Genomic DNA, 16,810 nt, shown 5'->3' with positions numbered 1-16,810 from the left:
GCAATGAACTTTGAGGAGTAAGGAGGAACCTTGAGATGAATGAAGTCTGTGAAATCTCACCCTATATTCGTGTTGCCCACCTTTATCGTTTCCCAAGTGATCGAAATGCTGAAGAATCAATGCGAATTGGCTATTGCTATGCATGGCATCTCGTTGTTGATGGGAAAGGGATATTAACAACTGAAGGTCGTTCATATTCACTTAAAAAATATGACCTCGTATTTCTCCCTCCTAAACAGGTTCACTCTTTTCATTCTGATGCCAAACAACCGTTATTAACATTGAACGTATACGCTGAACTATGGACTGACCAACCTCAATATACAAATCGTCATATCGTTTGGAATCACAACGATTTTGATAACCAGCTGTTGACGTATGCGCGCCAAGGTACCGCTCTTGATGACATTCCGACTGTTTTATCTTTACAACACAAAAACACATTAAAAGATCGCTTTAATCAGCTTGTAGATCAACACCAAGTCCAGGAATGTCTATCGCATGACATCGCGATCAGTCTTTTAAAAGCATTTATTTTGGAAATTGTTTTAATGCGTTATGATGAGCGGATCCCAGATTATCGAATACAGCCCATTATTGAGCGGATTGATCGCGACCCATCAACGGCTTCCAATTACGACGAGTGGATGGCTGAAAGTGGTTTAAAAAAAACACAGTTCCATGAAAGGTTTAAGCAAACGACCGGCTTATCTCCAAAAGCTTATTGGACGAAAGCGATGATGAAGCAGGCTGCCGTCCTCCTCTTCGAAAGCCAGCGTACGATTACTGAGATTGCTGCTGATTTGAATTATTCATCGGTTCATCATTTTACAAAGCAATTCAAGTCATATTTCGGGGTAGCACCGAGCGAGTATCGCAGCCAAAAAAAAAGCAGCTCCCTGTTTATTTAAACTAAGGAGCAGCATGACCCACATCAATCAATATATCTCTCGTCAATCTACTTGTTTAAGAGAAGTGTATTGCCTGTCCAAATAACATCATACTGCTTACGAGCCTCTGTCATCAGCACAATGTCTTGTCCTTGATAGGATAGCCGGCACTCCCCACCATGCAGCGAATAGACAGTCGATTTTGTTAACGCGCCCTTTTCCCATGTCATCGCGACTTCAAAGCCACCACGTGCTTTCAATCCATGAACAGCGCCTTCAGCCCATATTCGCGGAAGTGCAGGAAGCAGCTCAATCTTGCCATCGTGACTTTGCAGCAGCATCTCGGCAACCCCCGCTGTTGCTCCAAAGTTTCCGTCAATTTGAAAAGGCGGATGCGTATCAAATAAATTATCAAGTGTCGATTGCTGTAATAAATGACAAATGTGTTTATACGACTGTTCACCGTCTTTAAAGCGTGCCCAAAAGTTAATCATCCACGCGCGACTCCATCCAGTATGACCACCGCCATGCTGCAAACGGTAGGAAAGCGACTTTTTCGCAGCATCCATCATCGCTGGTGCCGTTCTAAATGTATATTGATTCCCTGGATGAACGGCATACAAATGAGAAATATGCCGATGACCCGGCTCAACCTCCTCATAAGACTCACACCACTCCATTAGACGTCCATCTTCTCCAATCTCCGGCAATGCTAGTTTGCTCTGCACATCTTTTACCTGTTGGAGGAAGACCTCATCTTCAACCTCTAACACATCGGCTGCTTCCAGCACATTAGAAAATGTCTCCCAAATGATTTGTTGATCCATAGCAGGCGCCATACATAGTGCTACTGCATTGCCAGCAGTTGAATAAAAACGATTTTCTGGTGAGATTGACGGTCCAGAAACCCACTCCCCCGTATCCGGATGCTGCACTAACCAGTCCAGAAAAAAGGTCGCAGCTTCTTTTAACATCGGATATGCATGGGCTTGTAAAAACGCATGGTCACCATTAAACCGATAATATTCCATAAAATCACGTGCACACCAACCAGCACTCATCGGCCACATCCCATAAGGAATTTCACCTAACGGGGCAGTGTGCAGCCACGCATCCGTCGTATAATGCGCGACAAACCCTCGGCATCCGTAAACGACACGTGCCGTTTCTTTTCCATGTTCAATCATATTTTCTAGCAAAGTAAAGTAAGGCAACTGACATTCCGCCAAATTCGTCAACTGTGCAGGCCAGTAATTCATCTGTAAGTTAATATTTAAATGAAAGTCACTATCCCAAATGGCTTGCATATCCTCGTTCCAAATGCCTTGTAAATTCGCCGGCAATCCTCCCGGACGACTGGACGAAATGAGCAAGTAGCGACCATATTGAAAGTAAAGAGAAATCAAGTGATGATCGTCGTGACCTTGTCGGAAAGCCGCTAATCGCTGATCAGTTGGATGTAAAGCATATGGCTCATATTCAGCAGTGCCTAGTTGCAGATTCACACGGCGAAACAATTTCTGATGAGCCGTCATATGATCTTTTTTCAACTTGTCATACGATTTCACCATCGCCTGCTCAAGGTCTTTTTCGCAGCAAGCCACTAAATCTTCCTGAAGTGGTTCATACGGATTAGCTAAATTGTAGTCCGTTCGGACCGCCAAATAAAGTGTTATATATGATGCATCACGGATGATGAAGCTCCCTTTGTCTGCCTGTAACTCCCCATCAGTCTTTACCCTGACAACACCACAAAAATGAACGCCTAAATGAGTTCCTTCATGCTGCGCCTGACCTTCGAGCAAAAGTGCGTCGCCTCTACATTCAGAAAGGTGGATTTGATCGTCACGCGACAGTTCAATTTTAGTATGTAACGTTCCTGACTGTTCACTTTCACAGTGCGTCACTAGCACTTGATCTACAGCACTTGAAAATACTTCCCGTTTATGGCGCACTCCTTTTTGGACGTAAAATACTTCAGCAATGGCCGTATCCAGATTAAGCTCTCGCCTATATTGTTCAATTGCAAGGTCACCTAATGGACGTAAGTACAAGTCACCAAAAGGCTGATAACTTCTCGGTCTCGTATGGGGATGCAACACTTGAGACTGAACGATCTGCTCCGCTTCTTCATGCTTGCCAGCAAATAAAAGAGCTCTCGCCTCCTCAATTGCTTCACGTGCTTGCGGCTGATTTTCCGGAACGGGCGGTCCAGCCCAAATCGACTCTTCGTTTACTTGCAAACGCTCCACAGGATGATCTCCAAATACCATTGCACCTAAACGGCCATTCCCGATAGGCAGAGCCCTATCCCAACTTTCCTTACGGCTGAGTCCCGCCAGTGTGGATGGACGATCATACCATAATACATGCCTGTCCATGCATATCGCCTCCCCTTCAATGATTTATCTTGTTTATTTCACCAAAACAATTGAACCACTTACACTAAATTTAATTTACTTAACATTCGTTATTTTTCGTAAAAACCTTCATATACACACGAAAATAAACAAATCATTTTATTGATAAACCACACTGTATACTCCGGTGCGTTAATGCTCCCCTTCCATCATTGCAGACAAAAATTGTACTTGGATGCCTTTAATAAAACAACCCAAGTACAATAAAAATTGTAATCTTCTACGATGATTCATCTAGATGTTCGGGCCGATTGGCCAACCAGTCTTCCAGCGTTGCGACTCGTTCAGTATGCTTTCGACTTCTCGCTAGAAACCCTATTCCTCGATCTGTCATTGGGTCTTGATCCGTTGGCTGATAACGTAAATCAACGCTCCAGCGTACTTCTTCAGAATGATTTGGTGTCGACATATGAAGACAACGATCGTTAAATACAATGGCGCTTCCCGCTTTGACTGGCAACACGACACTTGGCGTGTTCCCAAGTTGGTTTTCCCGAAGAGCAGTATAACCGGCCCCAGTATCTTGTTCACGATGCCACTCAAGAAGTCTCTTTCGATGCGTTTTTGGTTTAATATGCAAACAACCATTTATTTCGTTGGCATCGACAATCGGTATCCAAACTGTAATCACTGGATTTGACTTCGCACCTGGCCAATATGATTTATCTTGATGCCAAGGAACAGCTCCAGCAGCTACTTTCGGTATTTTCGGTCTCGTATTGTAAAGTGGATTGGAAAAAATTTCTCCCCCAATCAAAGACTCAACAACATCAAGTATTTTCGGATGGCTCATTAAATGAAAATAGCCAGGGTGGCGATCACGCCAACTTACACCATACTTCAAGAAATCCTTCTCTGTTAAATCTTTAAATAACTCTGCAAGCCGACGTTCAAATGGACGATCGATTAGACGGTCTTTAATGAGCCCGTCTTTAAATAATTCATTTGCAATCATTGATACTTTATCATTCATTGCCTCTTTTGTTGGATTGAGCTCCTCAGCTGATAACAGAGACGGTAACACGAGATACCCTTCCCGCTGATAAAAATCTACCTGCTCCTTTGTTAAACCCTCACCTGGCTTTTCAACCATATTTGTCACCAACCACCTTTTCGATAAATTAGAATATTTAGTTTAATTTACCATTGCGTGTTAATGATGTCTTTAGACGATTTTTCGGTTCTTGATCATTTATTCCGACTAGAGTTTCATCAGTTGATAATTTTTTCAACCTCAATCGCCTCATTAAGTGCTCTCTTTTTCAGCATTACATAATAAATGAGCAGTCTCTCCGCTTTGGATAAGACTGCCCCGTTTTGTGTTTTTCATATTCTTTGTGCTATTGACCGTTACGCATTTGGGATGTATCTTCAGCAATTTGCTGTAATGTGGAAACGACGTGCTCTCTTTGGAGCCAATAATAAACCTCTTGACCTGCTTTTCGGCTATCCACCGCTGCCGCCATCTTTAGTATTTTTAGATGATGTGAAATGGCCGGTCTGCTTAAATCAAATTGTTCAGCAATGTCTTTTACGTTGCTTTGACCTTTTTGTCCGAGAAATCTAATGATTTGCAGGCGGATCGGATCTCCTAATGCTGCTAGGAATGAGGTCGTATGCTTAAAATCATCCACGGCCTTGCTGTTGGACTTCATTCGATCACACCTCTTCACTTAATACAAGCATTTTACTTATGATTGAACTCTTTATCTTTCTGAACGACACGTATTTATGTAAGGGATCAATTCACGCTATAATCTACCAATATTTTGCATCATCTTGAATTGTTTATTCTTCCTAACGGTCGTTTCTATGAACTCAACCCTTATTAGTATATCTTCCCTTGTATAGAAAAATCTAGTTTTTTTTATTTATTGCTAGTTTTTCATTCCTACCTATTTCTACATAAAAATGAGGAAGAGAAGCATAACAACCGAAGCTTATTCTTCTTATCGGTTTTTTCAGGTAAAACTTGAAGTAACTAACAATCTAAAAAAAGTTCGTTTCTCCAATCATCCTAAAAACTTCTCTTTTTTTCAGAACTGTTGGCTTAACAATGTTCGACATACTGAGTACGAAGCTAACGAAGACCAAAATCAAACGGAGAACGAGCCGAATAACGACGGATTAGAGCTCTCTTACAGCATAGGTAGAAGTTTTTCTCTCATACATTTTAATTCACACAAAGGATAGTAATATAGAAATGAGCTTAGGCAACTCGTTTTCTACATGAGCCGTCGTCCGTAAAGGTTGAGAAAGAGGCAATCGCTGGATATCTTTCAGATGATTGATTAAGTGGGTTTCCCCAAATTGGTTTCTTTCGATATTTGCACACAACTGACGCTCTTCATACCGTTCGCTGTGACCGACTAAACGGACAGGCGTATTAGACAGTACGGCGTTTGCAACCAAAGACCAATTCGGCCGTGCGATCATCCAGTCGGCTGCAGCAAGATAATCTTGTGGGTTTGGCTCAAAACGAGGAACAGGAATAACATATGGGCTACCTGTCATTAATCCAGAAGATACGATGAACATTGTGCTCTCGCTTACCCATGTTTCGGGAATTGACCAATGATTGCTTTGATCACCAAAATCAATGAAAATCAATTTTGTTGATTGACCAAACAATTTCCATCGCCTACGTAATTTACGTACCCTCTGCAGATGCGTCGGAGTCGCAAACCACCCTAAGTCGAATTTTTTGTCGTTCCCCCAAGAAGGTTCATTTCCTCCTGGAAGAGCGATCCACACGTCCATTTTCTCATAAGCATCCCTTAAAAACGTAGCTTTTTTCATAAGGACCTCTGTCATCACTGAATGCCATGTTACATGGGACATTCCGATTGAATAAACGCCTGCCTCATCTGCTGCCGAGAAAGCAACTGCCTCTATATCACTTAAAACTAAGTGCGGTTTCAACTCTTTTAAGAAAGCTGTTTCTTCAGCATGCATCATAGACCAATTCAGTTTGTATATATCGAAATGTTCGGCCATTTTCACTTGATCTATTGTAAAATGATTTTTCTCATATACGTAATTTAAATGGAAGGGAAGCGATCTGAAAGCTACACGGTCCTTCCATTTGAAAAATCGCCTCTTTAAATAGCGAATCATTGAGCGATGAACGAACGTAATATGCAAGTTAGGCATTGCTAACAGCAATTCTTCAGCAACGACAGCGCTTCTCGCCATATGACTGGCTCCTTCATCGGAGATGTAATAAACAATATGTATTTTACTCATCGTTTCCTCCCACCCCATCATAAAGACTTATAATTGCATACAGTCTAGCACGACAAAAACATACGTTCCCATCTTGGTGCAAACTTAATGAATTGTTAAATCAATATAAAAGCTATGTTCGTTTAAGACCGAACCCTATGTTAACGTATTCGATCTAGATCGCTATAGTAAAAATACTTCCCTGGCGTTACTCCCTCGAAGATTTGCTTCACAAAACAGCCGAATAGGTTTGCCATGACCAAAATTCATTAACGGGCAATCGAACGACAATTGGAGAATGCAAATGTTTTGTAACAAATTGATGTCTCTTTAAGTCTATCCTCGTCAGTTGATCATCATACTGCTCACCTTTATTTACCCGACTGTTCTAATGGGTCACGATTGTAAGAAGCTACCATGATTGGTATACTTTTTATTAATCTAATTGGACGTTTATTAAAAGGAGGTTTTGTTTCATGCAAGACCTGTATTTAGCTTTTGACATCGGGGGAACAGACATTAAATCCGGTTTGATCAACGCTGCAGGTGCTGTGATTGGCGCGGATAAGACGCCCACTCAGGCGCACCGTGGAGGCGCAGGCATTCTTAATGAATTGTGCCGTTTAGCAGATTTATATCTATCTGAGTCTAAGGGAATCAAGGGGGTGGCTGTGAGTACAGCTGGGCAGGTTGATATAGAAAATGGCGTAGTTTTTAAAGCTGGTCCAACCATTCCAAATTATGCTGGCACCAACCTTAAAAACGTTTTAGAGAAACATACGAATCTTCCCGTTGAGGTCGATAACGATGTGAACTGTGTCGCGCTCGCAGAAAAATGGATTGGCGGTTGTCAAAATACAATGAATTTTGTCGCATTGACACTAGGAACAGGGATTGGAGGCGCGCTTTTTTTAGATGGAGCATTATACAGAGGTCACTCATTTAGCGCTGGAGAATGGGGATACATGGATGTGCACGGTAGAAGATTTGAAGACAGTGCTTCAATCAGTGCATTAGTAAAAGCTGTCGTTGATGACCCTTCAGCTCCGCATGTTGTAGACGGTGAGCATGTTTTTCGGCTGTATGATCAAGGTCACCCTTCAGTTAAAAAGCACGTCAAACACTTTTTAAAACATTTGGCCATTGGTATTCATACCATCCATGCGATTTTAAATCCGGAAATGGTTGTCATTGGCGGTGGCGTGACGAAGCGTGGGGCGGTTTTTCAGCGCGAAGTCCATGAAGCGATGTTGCAAATGACTCCGGAGTGGGACACGCCACTCACACTCGCTTCTTCTGGTAATCATGCGGGAATGGTTGGAGCCGTCTATCATTTTCGCAAGAGGCAAGGCGTCGCTGCTTATTAAGATGGACATCTCCACCCCAACACAATGTTTCATTTTGTACCAGAAGCGTTTGTGACTATCCACACGCCCCTTTATAGATGGCTTGAAGTAGGGGCTGCTTGGGTAATCGTCACTTTAGAAAGTTGCGAATTTGACTAAGCAAGCCCTCTATTTCTGACAATGACGTTCATTGTCTTTGATTTTCCTTCTTTTTTAACCAGTGTCTGATCCCTTTACCAGAAAAAGGTTCATCGTTAAACCGAGGAATGACGTGTAAATGCGCATGCATAATGTTCTGTCCTCCGACAGGATAGCAATTCCAGCCAACGTTGTATCCGTCCGGGGAATAAGATTGATCTAACATTGCCTTCACTTCATGTAATAATGAATATGTCGCTTGCCACTCTTCTGGCGTAAGGTCAAAAACGGTCTCCCGATGCTGTATCGGAACAATAAGCCCGGAACCGATTAAAACGTCTTGGGGCATTTGCAGAAAAATACACCGTTCGTTTTTGACAATCACTTGCTGTTGTTCTACTAGATTCAGTTGACAAAGTGGACATTCTTCCATCCTTCACTCCCCCTTGAAACGAGTTATATCTCCTATATACAATGAAGCTGCCGGAAATTCCTTCACACACAGGACTTCCCGACAGCAAACGCGTAAAGTATATTTGTTTACGATTGAGAGAGTGCCCCAGTCACTGCAGTTATTAATGGATCCCCTGCTGCAAGCTGCGAGACTTCAATGAGCGCAGCTTCGTATCCTTTTCGTTCAATTGTTTCTTGTAACTTCTCCGCTTCAGGATCATTATCGTTTTTATACTGTAAAGCACTGGCAATCACTCGGGCGAGGTGATGCGGAATGTTCCCTGTTTTTTGATATACATTTGAGCAGGACGGATGAGACGAACATTTGGTCCAAGCTTTCTCATAGGACCACGGGCAACGTGAGTGACGTCGTCAGACACATACGGATTTAGAAACCGCTCAACAATTTTTTGAACGTATTGATCATGTCCGGGACGGTAAAATGATGCTGAAATAATACCCCAGGCAATAAAAGCACCGATGTTCTGCATAATCATTCCACTTAAAAAGCTACCAAAGCGATGCACTTTTGCCCGCAATCCTTTTTGCTCTGACATGACTATGAACTCCCTTCCCCCTAAAATATATACATCATTCAAATATTAAGCTCAGGATAAGATCACCTACAGACTCAATCGATTGATCATGCGATTGTGTCATAACCACCCCTGACACGATTTAACATGTGACAGAAGTGACAACAATGAAACAAGAAAAAACAGAGCAATGGCGAAAAAGGCCAAAGCTCTGCTTAAGGATCAAGTAATAATGATGTTGTTGGTACGGGGGAACCGTCTAGCAAATCTCGAAGCTACAAATTAAATTAAACCTTGAGCAATCATGGCATCGGCTACTTTTTTAAAGCCAGCAATATTTGCTCCTACAACAAGGTTTCCAGATGTACCATAATCTTCAGATGCCGAAATAGAATCTTGATATATATTTTTCATAATGGCTTTGAGCTTTGCATCGACTTCCTCAAACGTCCAAGAGAGTCGCTGGCTGTTTTGGGCCATTTCCAAAGCCGAAACCGCAACACCACCCGCATTTGCTGCCTTCGCAGGTGCAAAAAGAACATTGCTTTCTAGAAAAACGTCAATAGCTTCCAGCGTTGACGGCATATTTGCCCCTTCACCAACCGCTTTAACGCCGTTGGAAATCAGCAGGTTGGCAGAATACTCGTCAATTTCGTTTTGCGTAGCACACGGAAGAGCGATGTCACAAGGTATTGACCAAATGTTAGAACATCCCTCATAGTATTCTGCATGTGGATGCTCTTGCACATACTCACTCATGCGCTTTTGCTCAACCTCTTTTAAGCGTTTCACAGTGTCAACATTAATCCCTTTACTGTCATATACATAGCCTCCCGAATCACTGCAAGCGACAACCTTTCCACCTAGTTCAGTCACTTTTTCAATCGCATAAATTGACACATTTCCAGAACCTGATACGACGACTGTGCTCCCTTGCAGGCTGAGCCCTTTATCTTTCATCATTTCATCAACAAAATAAACAACACCGTAGCCGGTCGCTTCTTTACGAACGAGGCTTCCGCCATACTCAAGACCTTTTCCTGTCAGAACACCAGCCTCATAGCCACCGCGCATTTTTTTATACTGACCAAACATATAGCCCACTTCTCGTGCGCCTACACCGATATCTCCGGCAGGGACATCAAGATCTGGACCGATATGTTGACTCAACTCAGACATAAAGCTTTGGCAAAAGCGCATAATTTCACTATCTGACTTTCCTTTAGGATCAAAATCAGATCCACCTTTACCGCCACCAATTGGCTGCCCAGTTAAGGAATTCTTAAAAATTTGCTCAAACCCGAGGAATTTAATAATGCTTTCATTCACCGATGGATGAAAACGTAAACCGCCTTTATAAGGTCCGATGGCGCTGTTAAACTGGACACGGAAGCCACGGTTGACATGAATGTTTCCTTCATCATCAACCCATGGTACTCTAAAGGAAATCAATCGTTCAGGCTCAGACAATCTTTCAAGAATAGCTTGCTTCATATAGTGAGGATGTTTTGCAAATACAGGCACTAAAGAGTCGAATACTTCTTTGACAGCTTGCTGAAACTCTACATGGTTGGGGTTTCGCTTTTGAACCGCCTCGTAGGCTTGCTGAACGTAAGCTTGTGCTTCTTGCAAATGAGTCTGTTCCATTTTCTCAATTGTTTTCATCATGTCATTCCCTTATATGTCATTTATAAAAATTCATATATAATAAGTAATTACTCATAAAAATTGTTAAAACTCCTATTAAAATATATCTTATAATTTATTAAAGCATCTAATCAATATAAAGAATCGATAAAGTTCATGCGTTAAACGCATGAAGTCAAGGAGAGCTATAAAATGGAGCTTCGCCAAATTCGATATTTTATGGAAGTCGCGATGAGAGAGCATGTTACCGAGGCCGCTGATGCGCTGCATGTCGCGCAATCGTCAGTGAGCAGGCAAATTGCAAATTTGGAAAGTGAACTAGGGGTAGATCTGTTTATCCGTGAAAAACGGAGGGTGAAATTAACACCTATTGGAAAAATTTTCTATGAACGTATGGCGCAAGCGATGAACGTCATCGATGATGCCAAGCGTGAAGTTGAGGAACACTTGGATCCTAAAAAGGGGACGATTCGCGTTGCGTTCCCAATCAGTCTCGCCGCCTATATATTACCAACAGTCATTCATGCATTTCGTATGCATTATCCTGAAGCTAAATTTCATTTAAAGCAGGCGCTCTATGATGAATTAATTGACGGGGTCATCAAGGGGGAATATAACCTTGCCTTATTAGGTCCTCTGCCAAAAGATGAGAAAAAAATTCACCGCAAAGTGCTTTTTACCGAAAATATTGTGGCGCTTTTACCGATCCATCACTCTTTAGCACAGAAAAAATCGTTAAAGCTTTTAGAGCTTAAAGACGAACAATTTGTTACACTCCCTAAAGGCTTCGTATTTCGAGAGATCGTTGAGAAAGCCTGCCTTTCTCTAGGATTCTCCCCAAGTGTAGGCTTTGAAGGTGATGATACTGATGCTTTGAAAGGTCTTGTTTCTGCCGGCCTTGGGGTCGCGCTGATGCCCGAAGTAACACTCGTTGACAATATCCCACGCTCAACGGTTCGAATCCCTTTAGATGATGAAAATCTTACAAGAACCGTCGGCGTCATCACACCAACGCAAAGAAAACTGCTTCCAACAGAAGAACTCTTTTATGAATTTTTACAAGAGTTCTTTTCACGACTCAACTATTTTAACAACTAACTAAATGAAAAACTGCTACCTATTCAGTTTTCATCATGAACTTTATTCTATGCAAATGAAAAGCAAAAGACAAATATTTAATTTAAATGTTGCACAGAGTGGTTAAGACAAGCACTCCTCCTCACTTTCTGGAACCCTCTAGCTCAGCTCCGTTGTTGATTATTTTTCAAATGGTAGTGCAATTCTTTTCAGTTGCTCTAACTTAAAATTATTTATTTCTACTCTTGGCTCAATCGTGATATTGCAGAGATGATCTATGATTGAACAGGCTTTTTTGAACACGCATCAAGCTAATGTTCATAAACCGTTAAACAGTTCGCTCCCTTTTCCCGATGATAATACTATATGATCATTATAGAAGGTATTCTTAAACGACGGTGATCATTAGGACCAATAGTTAAGGAGCGTTCTTATGCGTATCATGATTTCCGGAGCCATGTTTATCTTACTTTTAATCGCGGCTTTTTTCACAAGTGTATCAATAAATAAGCCTTCATCATCAACTGTCTTAATGATCGGGAGTAGTTGGATCGGTCAACAAAAAGAGCTTTTTCAGCCTGAAAATATTGCAGGAACCCCCATTCGACTGGAGGGTGTCACATATGTACCTTCACGTCTCCTCGCTCAAATCTATGATGTTTCACTGCATTGGGACAGTCAAACGGCTGAATTAAAGCTGAATAACTTGACACTTAGCAAAAATAAAGAGAAGCAATTGCACTATCGTTTGATTGATGGCATTTCATACGTACCGTTGCGAGCAGTTTTGACCTCTTTCGGCGAGCCAATCTATGTGTATGGTAACCTTCTGTCTCTCAGCGACCCTTTGTTAGAAAAAGAGTTCACAAGTTATCAAAAGAGCTTTATTGACAAAAAGCCATATCGAGTTCAGCTGGCAAACCAACAGGTTCAATACTTTGAATCACTTAAAATGGCACTAGCTGAAGCGAATCAGGCACAAGCGACGGTCGTTGATGCGGAAGGGACTGCTGTTTTTGACACGACCAAAGACACATACGCTGTATTGCAAAATGACACCCTACTCTATTCTTTTACTGACTTTACAGAGGCGTACAGCTTAGCTACTCATTATGCAGGCGCTGTCATTTTACATAAAACTGGGAATCCAATCTTCGTTTCCGGAGATCAGACAGCACCAAGTGCACAAATAGACGATGTTCCCCTCATCCATCAATACCCTGAGCTTCCACGAGGCTGCGAAGTGACTAGTCTAGCAATGATGCTCCAATGGGGTGGCTCGGATGTCGACAAGCTTTCACTTGCACAAGAAGTGCGCACCATTCCAGCGACCACTGTCGATGAGGAAGGAAAAACAATTCATGGTCATCCGAACGATGGGTTTGTCGGAGATATGTATTCCTTAACGAAGCCCGGTCTCGGCGTATATCACAAACCAGTTGCTGAGCTGGCGAATCAGTATGCACCTGGACGTGTTGCTGATTTAACGGGAAGTGACTGGGAGGTTGTGGAATATCAGCTTTCGATGGGCAGACCTGTATGGGTCATCATTTCTACAACCTTTGCCCCTCTACCTTCTTCAGAATGGTTGACTTGGAACACCTCATCTGGCCCTATTCAAATCACTTACCGCGAGCATGCAGCGATCATTACGGGCTATGATCACGACAAAGTGTATTTTAATGAGCCGTTCGGCAAAACAAGTGAAGCAAATAAAGAAGGCTTTAAAAAAGGCTGGGAGCAATTTGGCAAACAGGCCATCACCATTTTATAAATCGTAAAAAGCCAAAGTCTTTGTAGACTTTGGCTAAAGTAGCATGTATTTGCATCCGCTTACAATCGTCACTTTTAATTTCAACCTGGATTGAACGCTTGTCAGACTAGGCGCGAAGCCATGCATAGGACTCGAATAGAACTTTTAGTTCATGAGAGAACGAGCGAGGCGGCAGGCGACGGACGAAAGCGTTTGTCAACACTCTCTAGACTCAGCCTGGCTTGAAAACGCTTGTCAGACTAGGCGTGAAGTCAAGCGTAGGACTCGAATAGAACTTTTAGTTCATGAGAGAACGAGCGAGGCGGCAGGCGACGGATGAAAGCGTTTGTCAACAGGCTGAGCCAAAGTCTTTGTAGACTTTGGCTCAAAAACCGTACAACATATATAAAAGAGAGACAATTTTCGACTTATTCATCAATGGAGCCCTGATTTCCGTCGTCTTCAGTAACAGAAACGACAAATTGTTCGTAAGTGTGCAATGCATCGAGCCCACATTCCGTTCCTTCGAGTTCTCGCAATTGAAGCTCATGCAGAGACTCCTCCTCAGCAAGATACGCTTCTTTCATCTGTCTAGCTACAGGTCCATTCACGGGTCTTCTCTCTCCTTTCCCCATCTCTGATCCTGTCTCTACTCTATCATGATTTGCGCTTTTTCGCGACGGCTTTTTTATTTCGATCATGTTACATCTTAGTAAAGACGGACGGCACTGATATGGAGAAAAAAGAGAAAAACTCTTCCTTATCATTAGCGTGAAAAAACTTCGCAGACATAACGAAAACAAAACCAACTTTTAGAAGAAGTTGTATCAGCATTTCACCCCAATGTCTAAATATTCACTTTCTTGTCATCTAATGTTTTATCCTAAAGAAATGCTGTCCACTGCAAGCAATCAGCGCTTTGACCGATCGCTTATCTATATGCTTAAACTACATCGACCTTATGTTGTCCATTGACCATCATGACTTTTCTTTTATTCAATATTCCACTATAACTTCGTAAACATGCTTTTTTCTGCCGCCTTTTTAAGAAAAAGAATGGCTTCTGTACGATTTTTGACTCCGATCACTTTATATATGCCACTAATATAGTTTTTCACGGTGCCTAACGATAAAAATAGCTGCTTGGCAATCTCTTCATTTTTATAACCGTCATATAACAATGTCAGTACTTGCTTTTCGCGCACAGAAAATTCGACATCTAGCTTATTCCAAGGAATTTTGTCGAAAATGGGGTCATGATCTTCGACAGCATAATGTAACAGTTTTTGCGATAGCACTTTTCCGGCTGATTGCGGGAGAACCATCTGCCCATTTTGCGCATCATCAATCGCTTGGATAATGCGCTTCGTTCCCACTCCTTTAATAAAAACCCAGTTGCGCCATACTCTATGGCTTTTAGCATGAGCGCATCCTGCGAAAAAGATGTCATTAATAAGACTGGTGTATGAGGGAGCAGCTGCTTCATTTGTACAAGCGCCTCCATCCCGGTACATCCTGGCATATAAATATCGAGCAGAATGACGTCTGGATGACACGTCTGAGCGAGCTGCAGTGCTTCATCACCAGTTTTAGCCATGCCAACAACGTCCATTCCTTGCTGTGAGGCTATGATCGCTTTTAATCCATCAAGAATCATTGGTTGATCGTCTGCAATGAGGATTTTTGTCACAGGCATGTTCACCCTCCTTCCTATAGGACTGTTCCTCAGTCAGAGGCAGCGAAAAAGAAAGTCTCATCCCACCGGTCGGTCTGATTTGCAGCTGAAGCTTCCCGCAAAGAGCTTGTATACGCTCTTCCATCGTTGATAAACCAAAACCATATTGGATCCGGGCAGGAGAAGTACCATCATTGTCTAGTTGAAAGTGGAGGTTTTCATTGACACCTCTTAAAACGAATTGAAATGAACGGCTTTTTCCGTGCTTAATCCCATTTGTCAACCCTTCTTGAAGCGCACGGTAAACAGTTAACTCCTGAGCAGGCGTCAAAGGAGGAATATCGTAGATGGCCGCATCAATTTCAACTCCCGAAGACTCCTCTGTATCTTTCAACAATTGTCGCAAGCTATTTTCAAAGTGTAAAAATGACTTTTGCTCGTACAACGTATGAATGTACTGGCGAATCTGCTGTAAACTTGCTCTCATTTGCTCTTGAACATGTCCCAAATGCTTGATCCCTTGTTCATGATCGTTTTGGCTGAACTTCTGTTTACTCGTTTCAATACCAAAGATGGCCGCCGTTAACGTATGACCAACGGTATCATGGACATCACGCGATAAACGCATCCGCTCCTCCAACAACGTTTTCTCTTCCAATTTCATAGCATTTTCTTTTAATTTACCATACGCATGATCCAACTGATTGCGCTGGTCAATCACCGTTTTTGCAATGTAACTAAATCCCCAGATTAAAGCATATTCCAGTATCCGTGGGACGACAAAATTGATCTTTTCAAAGGGTGGAAACTGATGATGAACAGCCACACCAAAAACAAAGCTTCCGTAACACCAAATGGCAAACGATAAACTTACATGTTGCGGTACGGTAAAAGCCAGTTCTGCGATTAAAATAAAAAAGAAAATTTGTGGTAAGAAGGTACCGTCAATCACTTGAATTAAAACAGCCAGACCCCATTGAATGGATAAAAGCGCTCCCCCTAAAAACGTAGAAATCTCAAGCTTTAAAAGACGATAACGGACAAATTGAATAATTGAAAATAAAAAAGCAGCTCCTCCCATAATAAGTTGGTGTTCAGGAGGATTATAAAAGAGTGCTAGTGTTAAAAAAAAGAGCGACACAAACAAAATCGTATCGATCACTCGCGAATGCTGTTTTTCCATAGGGATAAACCACCTAAAAACAGAGTTAGTAATCATACTAGTATGTTCGTCCTAACCCTACAAGTAGGAATGGTAAATCTTGAGTCAAAAAAGTCTCCTTTTTATGAGATAGTCTCATAGACTCCTTAAACTGGATCATTCATAAAAAAGGACGTTTCCCATTACGCTGCTTTTTCAGAAAAGGAATATATACGTGCCTGTCACCATCATAAAAAATGTCTGACATGGACTCATTTTTAAACTCCCTTTTACATCTCGGCATACTTTTGCCACTCGTGAGATATAATCTTAATAAAGATGAATAAGCTCAAGGCAAATGACTACGACACGTATATTCCCTCACCGCCTCACTTATGACATCGTTTGCTGACCTTCCTCTCGTAAAGGGAACATCATTAGAGGTTTGCCGCTTACATATCATGGGAAAATAACATTTGGAATTTTCTCTCTCGTGAACGATCTCTTCT

General features: G+C 42.0%; 16 protein-coding genes. 4 read left to right on the top strand and 12 right to left on the bottom strand.

Features of this window, described 5'->3' with window-relative positions; genetic code table 11:
- Positions 1-35 precede the first annotated feature (35 nt).
- On the top strand, positions 36-911 hold the full coding sequence (locus G4V62_RS11820) for an AraC family transcriptional regulator (protein ID WP_165202463.1): 876 nt from the start codon (positions 36-38) through the stop codon (positions 909-911).
- A 47-nt stretch (positions 912-958) separates the two neighbouring features.
- Here the strand turns inward: G4V62_RS11820 and G4V62_RS11815 are convergent, their stop codons facing one another.
- The 4 genes from G4V62_RS11815 to G4V62_RS11800 form a co-directional block, all read right to left on the bottom strand.
- Complete coding sequence (locus G4V62_RS11815) at positions 959-3,271, bottom strand: glycoside hydrolase family 95 protein (RefSeq protein WP_165202461.1); 2,313 nt, start codon at positions 3,269-3,271, stop codon at positions 959-961.
- A 259-nt stretch (positions 3,272-3,530) separates the two neighbouring features.
- Entirely contained in the window at positions 3,531-4,403 is an 873-nt protein-coding gene (locus G4V62_RS11810; RefSeq protein WP_165202459.1) for a phytanoyl-CoA dioxygenase family protein, read from the bottom strand.
- 247 nt (positions 4,404-4,650) lie between these two features.
- Complete coding sequence (locus G4V62_RS11805; protein ID WP_165202457.1) at positions 4,651-4,965, bottom strand: ArsR/SmtB family transcription factor; 315 nt, start codon at positions 4,963-4,965, stop codon at positions 4,651-4,653.
- A 523-nt stretch (positions 4,966-5,488) separates the two neighbouring features.
- A complete protein-coding gene (locus G4V62_RS11800; RefSeq protein WP_165202455.1) occupies positions 5,489-6,556 on the bottom strand; it encodes a glycosyltransferase family protein in 1,068 nt (355 codons plus the stop codon).
- A 455-nt stretch (positions 6,557-7,011) separates the two neighbouring features.
- On the opposite strand from G4V62_RS11800, the gene G4V62_RS11795 reads away from it, so the two are divergent.
- The gene (locus G4V62_RS11795; RefSeq protein WP_165202453.1) at positions 7,012-7,902 is read left to right on the top strand and encodes an ROK family protein; all 891 of its coding nucleotides are present in this window, start codon (positions 7,012-7,014) and stop codon (positions 7,900-7,902) included.
- Between the two features lie 166 nt (positions 7,903-8,068).
- Here the strand turns inward: G4V62_RS11795 and G4V62_RS11790 are convergent, their stop codons facing one another.
- The 4 genes from G4V62_RS11790 to gdhA all read right to left on the bottom strand — a co-directional run bounded on the left by G4V62_RS11790 (position 8,069) and on the right by gdhA (position 10,673).
- Positions 8,069-8,452 (bottom strand): HIT family protein, encoded by a 384-nt coding sequence (locus G4V62_RS11790; protein WP_165202451.1) that lies wholly within the window; start codon positions 8,450-8,452, stop codon positions 8,069-8,071.
- A gap of 107 nt (positions 8,453-8,559) precedes the next feature.
- Complete coding sequence (locus G4V62_RS11785) at positions 8,560-8,727, bottom strand: hypothetical protein (RefSeq protein WP_165202449.1); 168 nt, start codon at positions 8,725-8,727, stop codon at positions 8,560-8,562.
- A complete protein-coding gene (locus tag G4V62_RS20850) occupies positions 8,724-9,029 on the bottom strand; it encodes a mannitol dehydrogenase family protein (protein ID WP_165202501.1) in 306 nt (101 codons plus the stop codon). The genes G4V62_RS11785 and G4V62_RS20850 overlap by 4 nt, the downstream gene beginning before the upstream one ends.
- Before the next feature lie 261 nt (positions 9,030-9,290).
- Complete coding sequence (gene gdhA / locus G4V62_RS11775; protein ID WP_165202447.1) at positions 9,291-10,673, bottom strand: NADP-specific glutamate dehydrogenase; 1,383 nt, start codon at positions 10,671-10,673, stop codon at positions 9,291-9,293.
- A gap of 174 nt (positions 10,674-10,847) precedes the next feature.
- Between gdhA and gltC the strand changes: the two genes are divergently transcribed.
- Both gltC and G4V62_RS11765 read left to right on the top strand, forming a co-directional pair.
- Complete coding sequence (gene gltC, locus G4V62_RS11770) at positions 10,848-11,753, top strand: glutamate biosynthesis transcriptional regulator GltC (protein ID WP_165202445.1); 906 nt, start codon at positions 10,848-10,850, stop codon at positions 11,751-11,753.
- Between the two features lie 412 nt (positions 11,754-12,165).
- Positions 12,166-13,506 carry a C39 family peptidase gene (locus G4V62_RS11765; RefSeq protein WP_165202443.1) on the top strand — a complete coding sequence of 447 codons (1,341 nt, stop codon included), beginning with the start codon at positions 12,166-12,168 and terminating at the stop codon, positions 13,504-13,506.
- A 407-nt stretch (positions 13,507-13,913) separates the two neighbouring features.
- On the opposite strand, the gene G4V62_RS11760 is transcribed toward G4V62_RS11765, so the two are convergent.
- The 4 genes from G4V62_RS11760 to G4V62_RS11745 all read right to left on the bottom strand — a co-directional run bounded on the left by G4V62_RS11760 (position 13,914) and on the right by G4V62_RS11745 (position 16,343).
- Positions 13,914-14,096, bottom strand: coding sequence for a hypothetical protein (locus G4V62_RS11760; RefSeq protein ID WP_165202441.1), 183 nt, complete (start codon positions 14,094-14,096; stop codon positions 13,914-13,916).
- A 396-nt stretch (positions 14,097-14,492) separates the two neighbouring features.
- Positions 14,493-14,690, bottom strand: a complete 198-nt coding sequence (locus G4V62_RS20615; RefSeq protein WP_165202439.1) for a response regulator transcription factor — start codon at positions 14,688-14,690, stop codon at positions 14,493-14,495.
- Positions 14,691-14,704: 14 nt separating this feature from the next.
- Positions 14,705-15,181: a response regulator gene (locus tag G4V62_RS11750; protein WP_165202437.1), complete on the bottom strand. Its 477-nt coding sequence runs from the start codon at positions 15,179-15,181 to the stop codon at positions 14,705-14,707.
- Positions 15,132-16,343 carry a sensor histidine kinase gene (locus G4V62_RS11745; RefSeq protein WP_165202435.1) on the bottom strand — a complete coding sequence of 404 codons (1,212 nt, stop codon included), beginning with the start codon at positions 16,341-16,343 and terminating at the stop codon, positions 15,132-15,134. Before G4V62_RS11745 ends, G4V62_RS11750 begins: the two co-directional genes overlap by 50 nt.
- Between the last annotated feature and the right edge of the window lie 467 nt (positions 16,344-16,810).

It is taken from the genome of Litoribacterium kuwaitense, from assembly GCF_011058155.1.
In the GTDB taxonomy this organism is placed as follows: Bacteria; Bacillota; Bacilli; order Bacillales; family DSM-28697; genus Litoribacterium; species Litoribacterium kuwaitense.
This window is presented reverse-complemented; position numbering and strand designations above follow the sequence as displayed.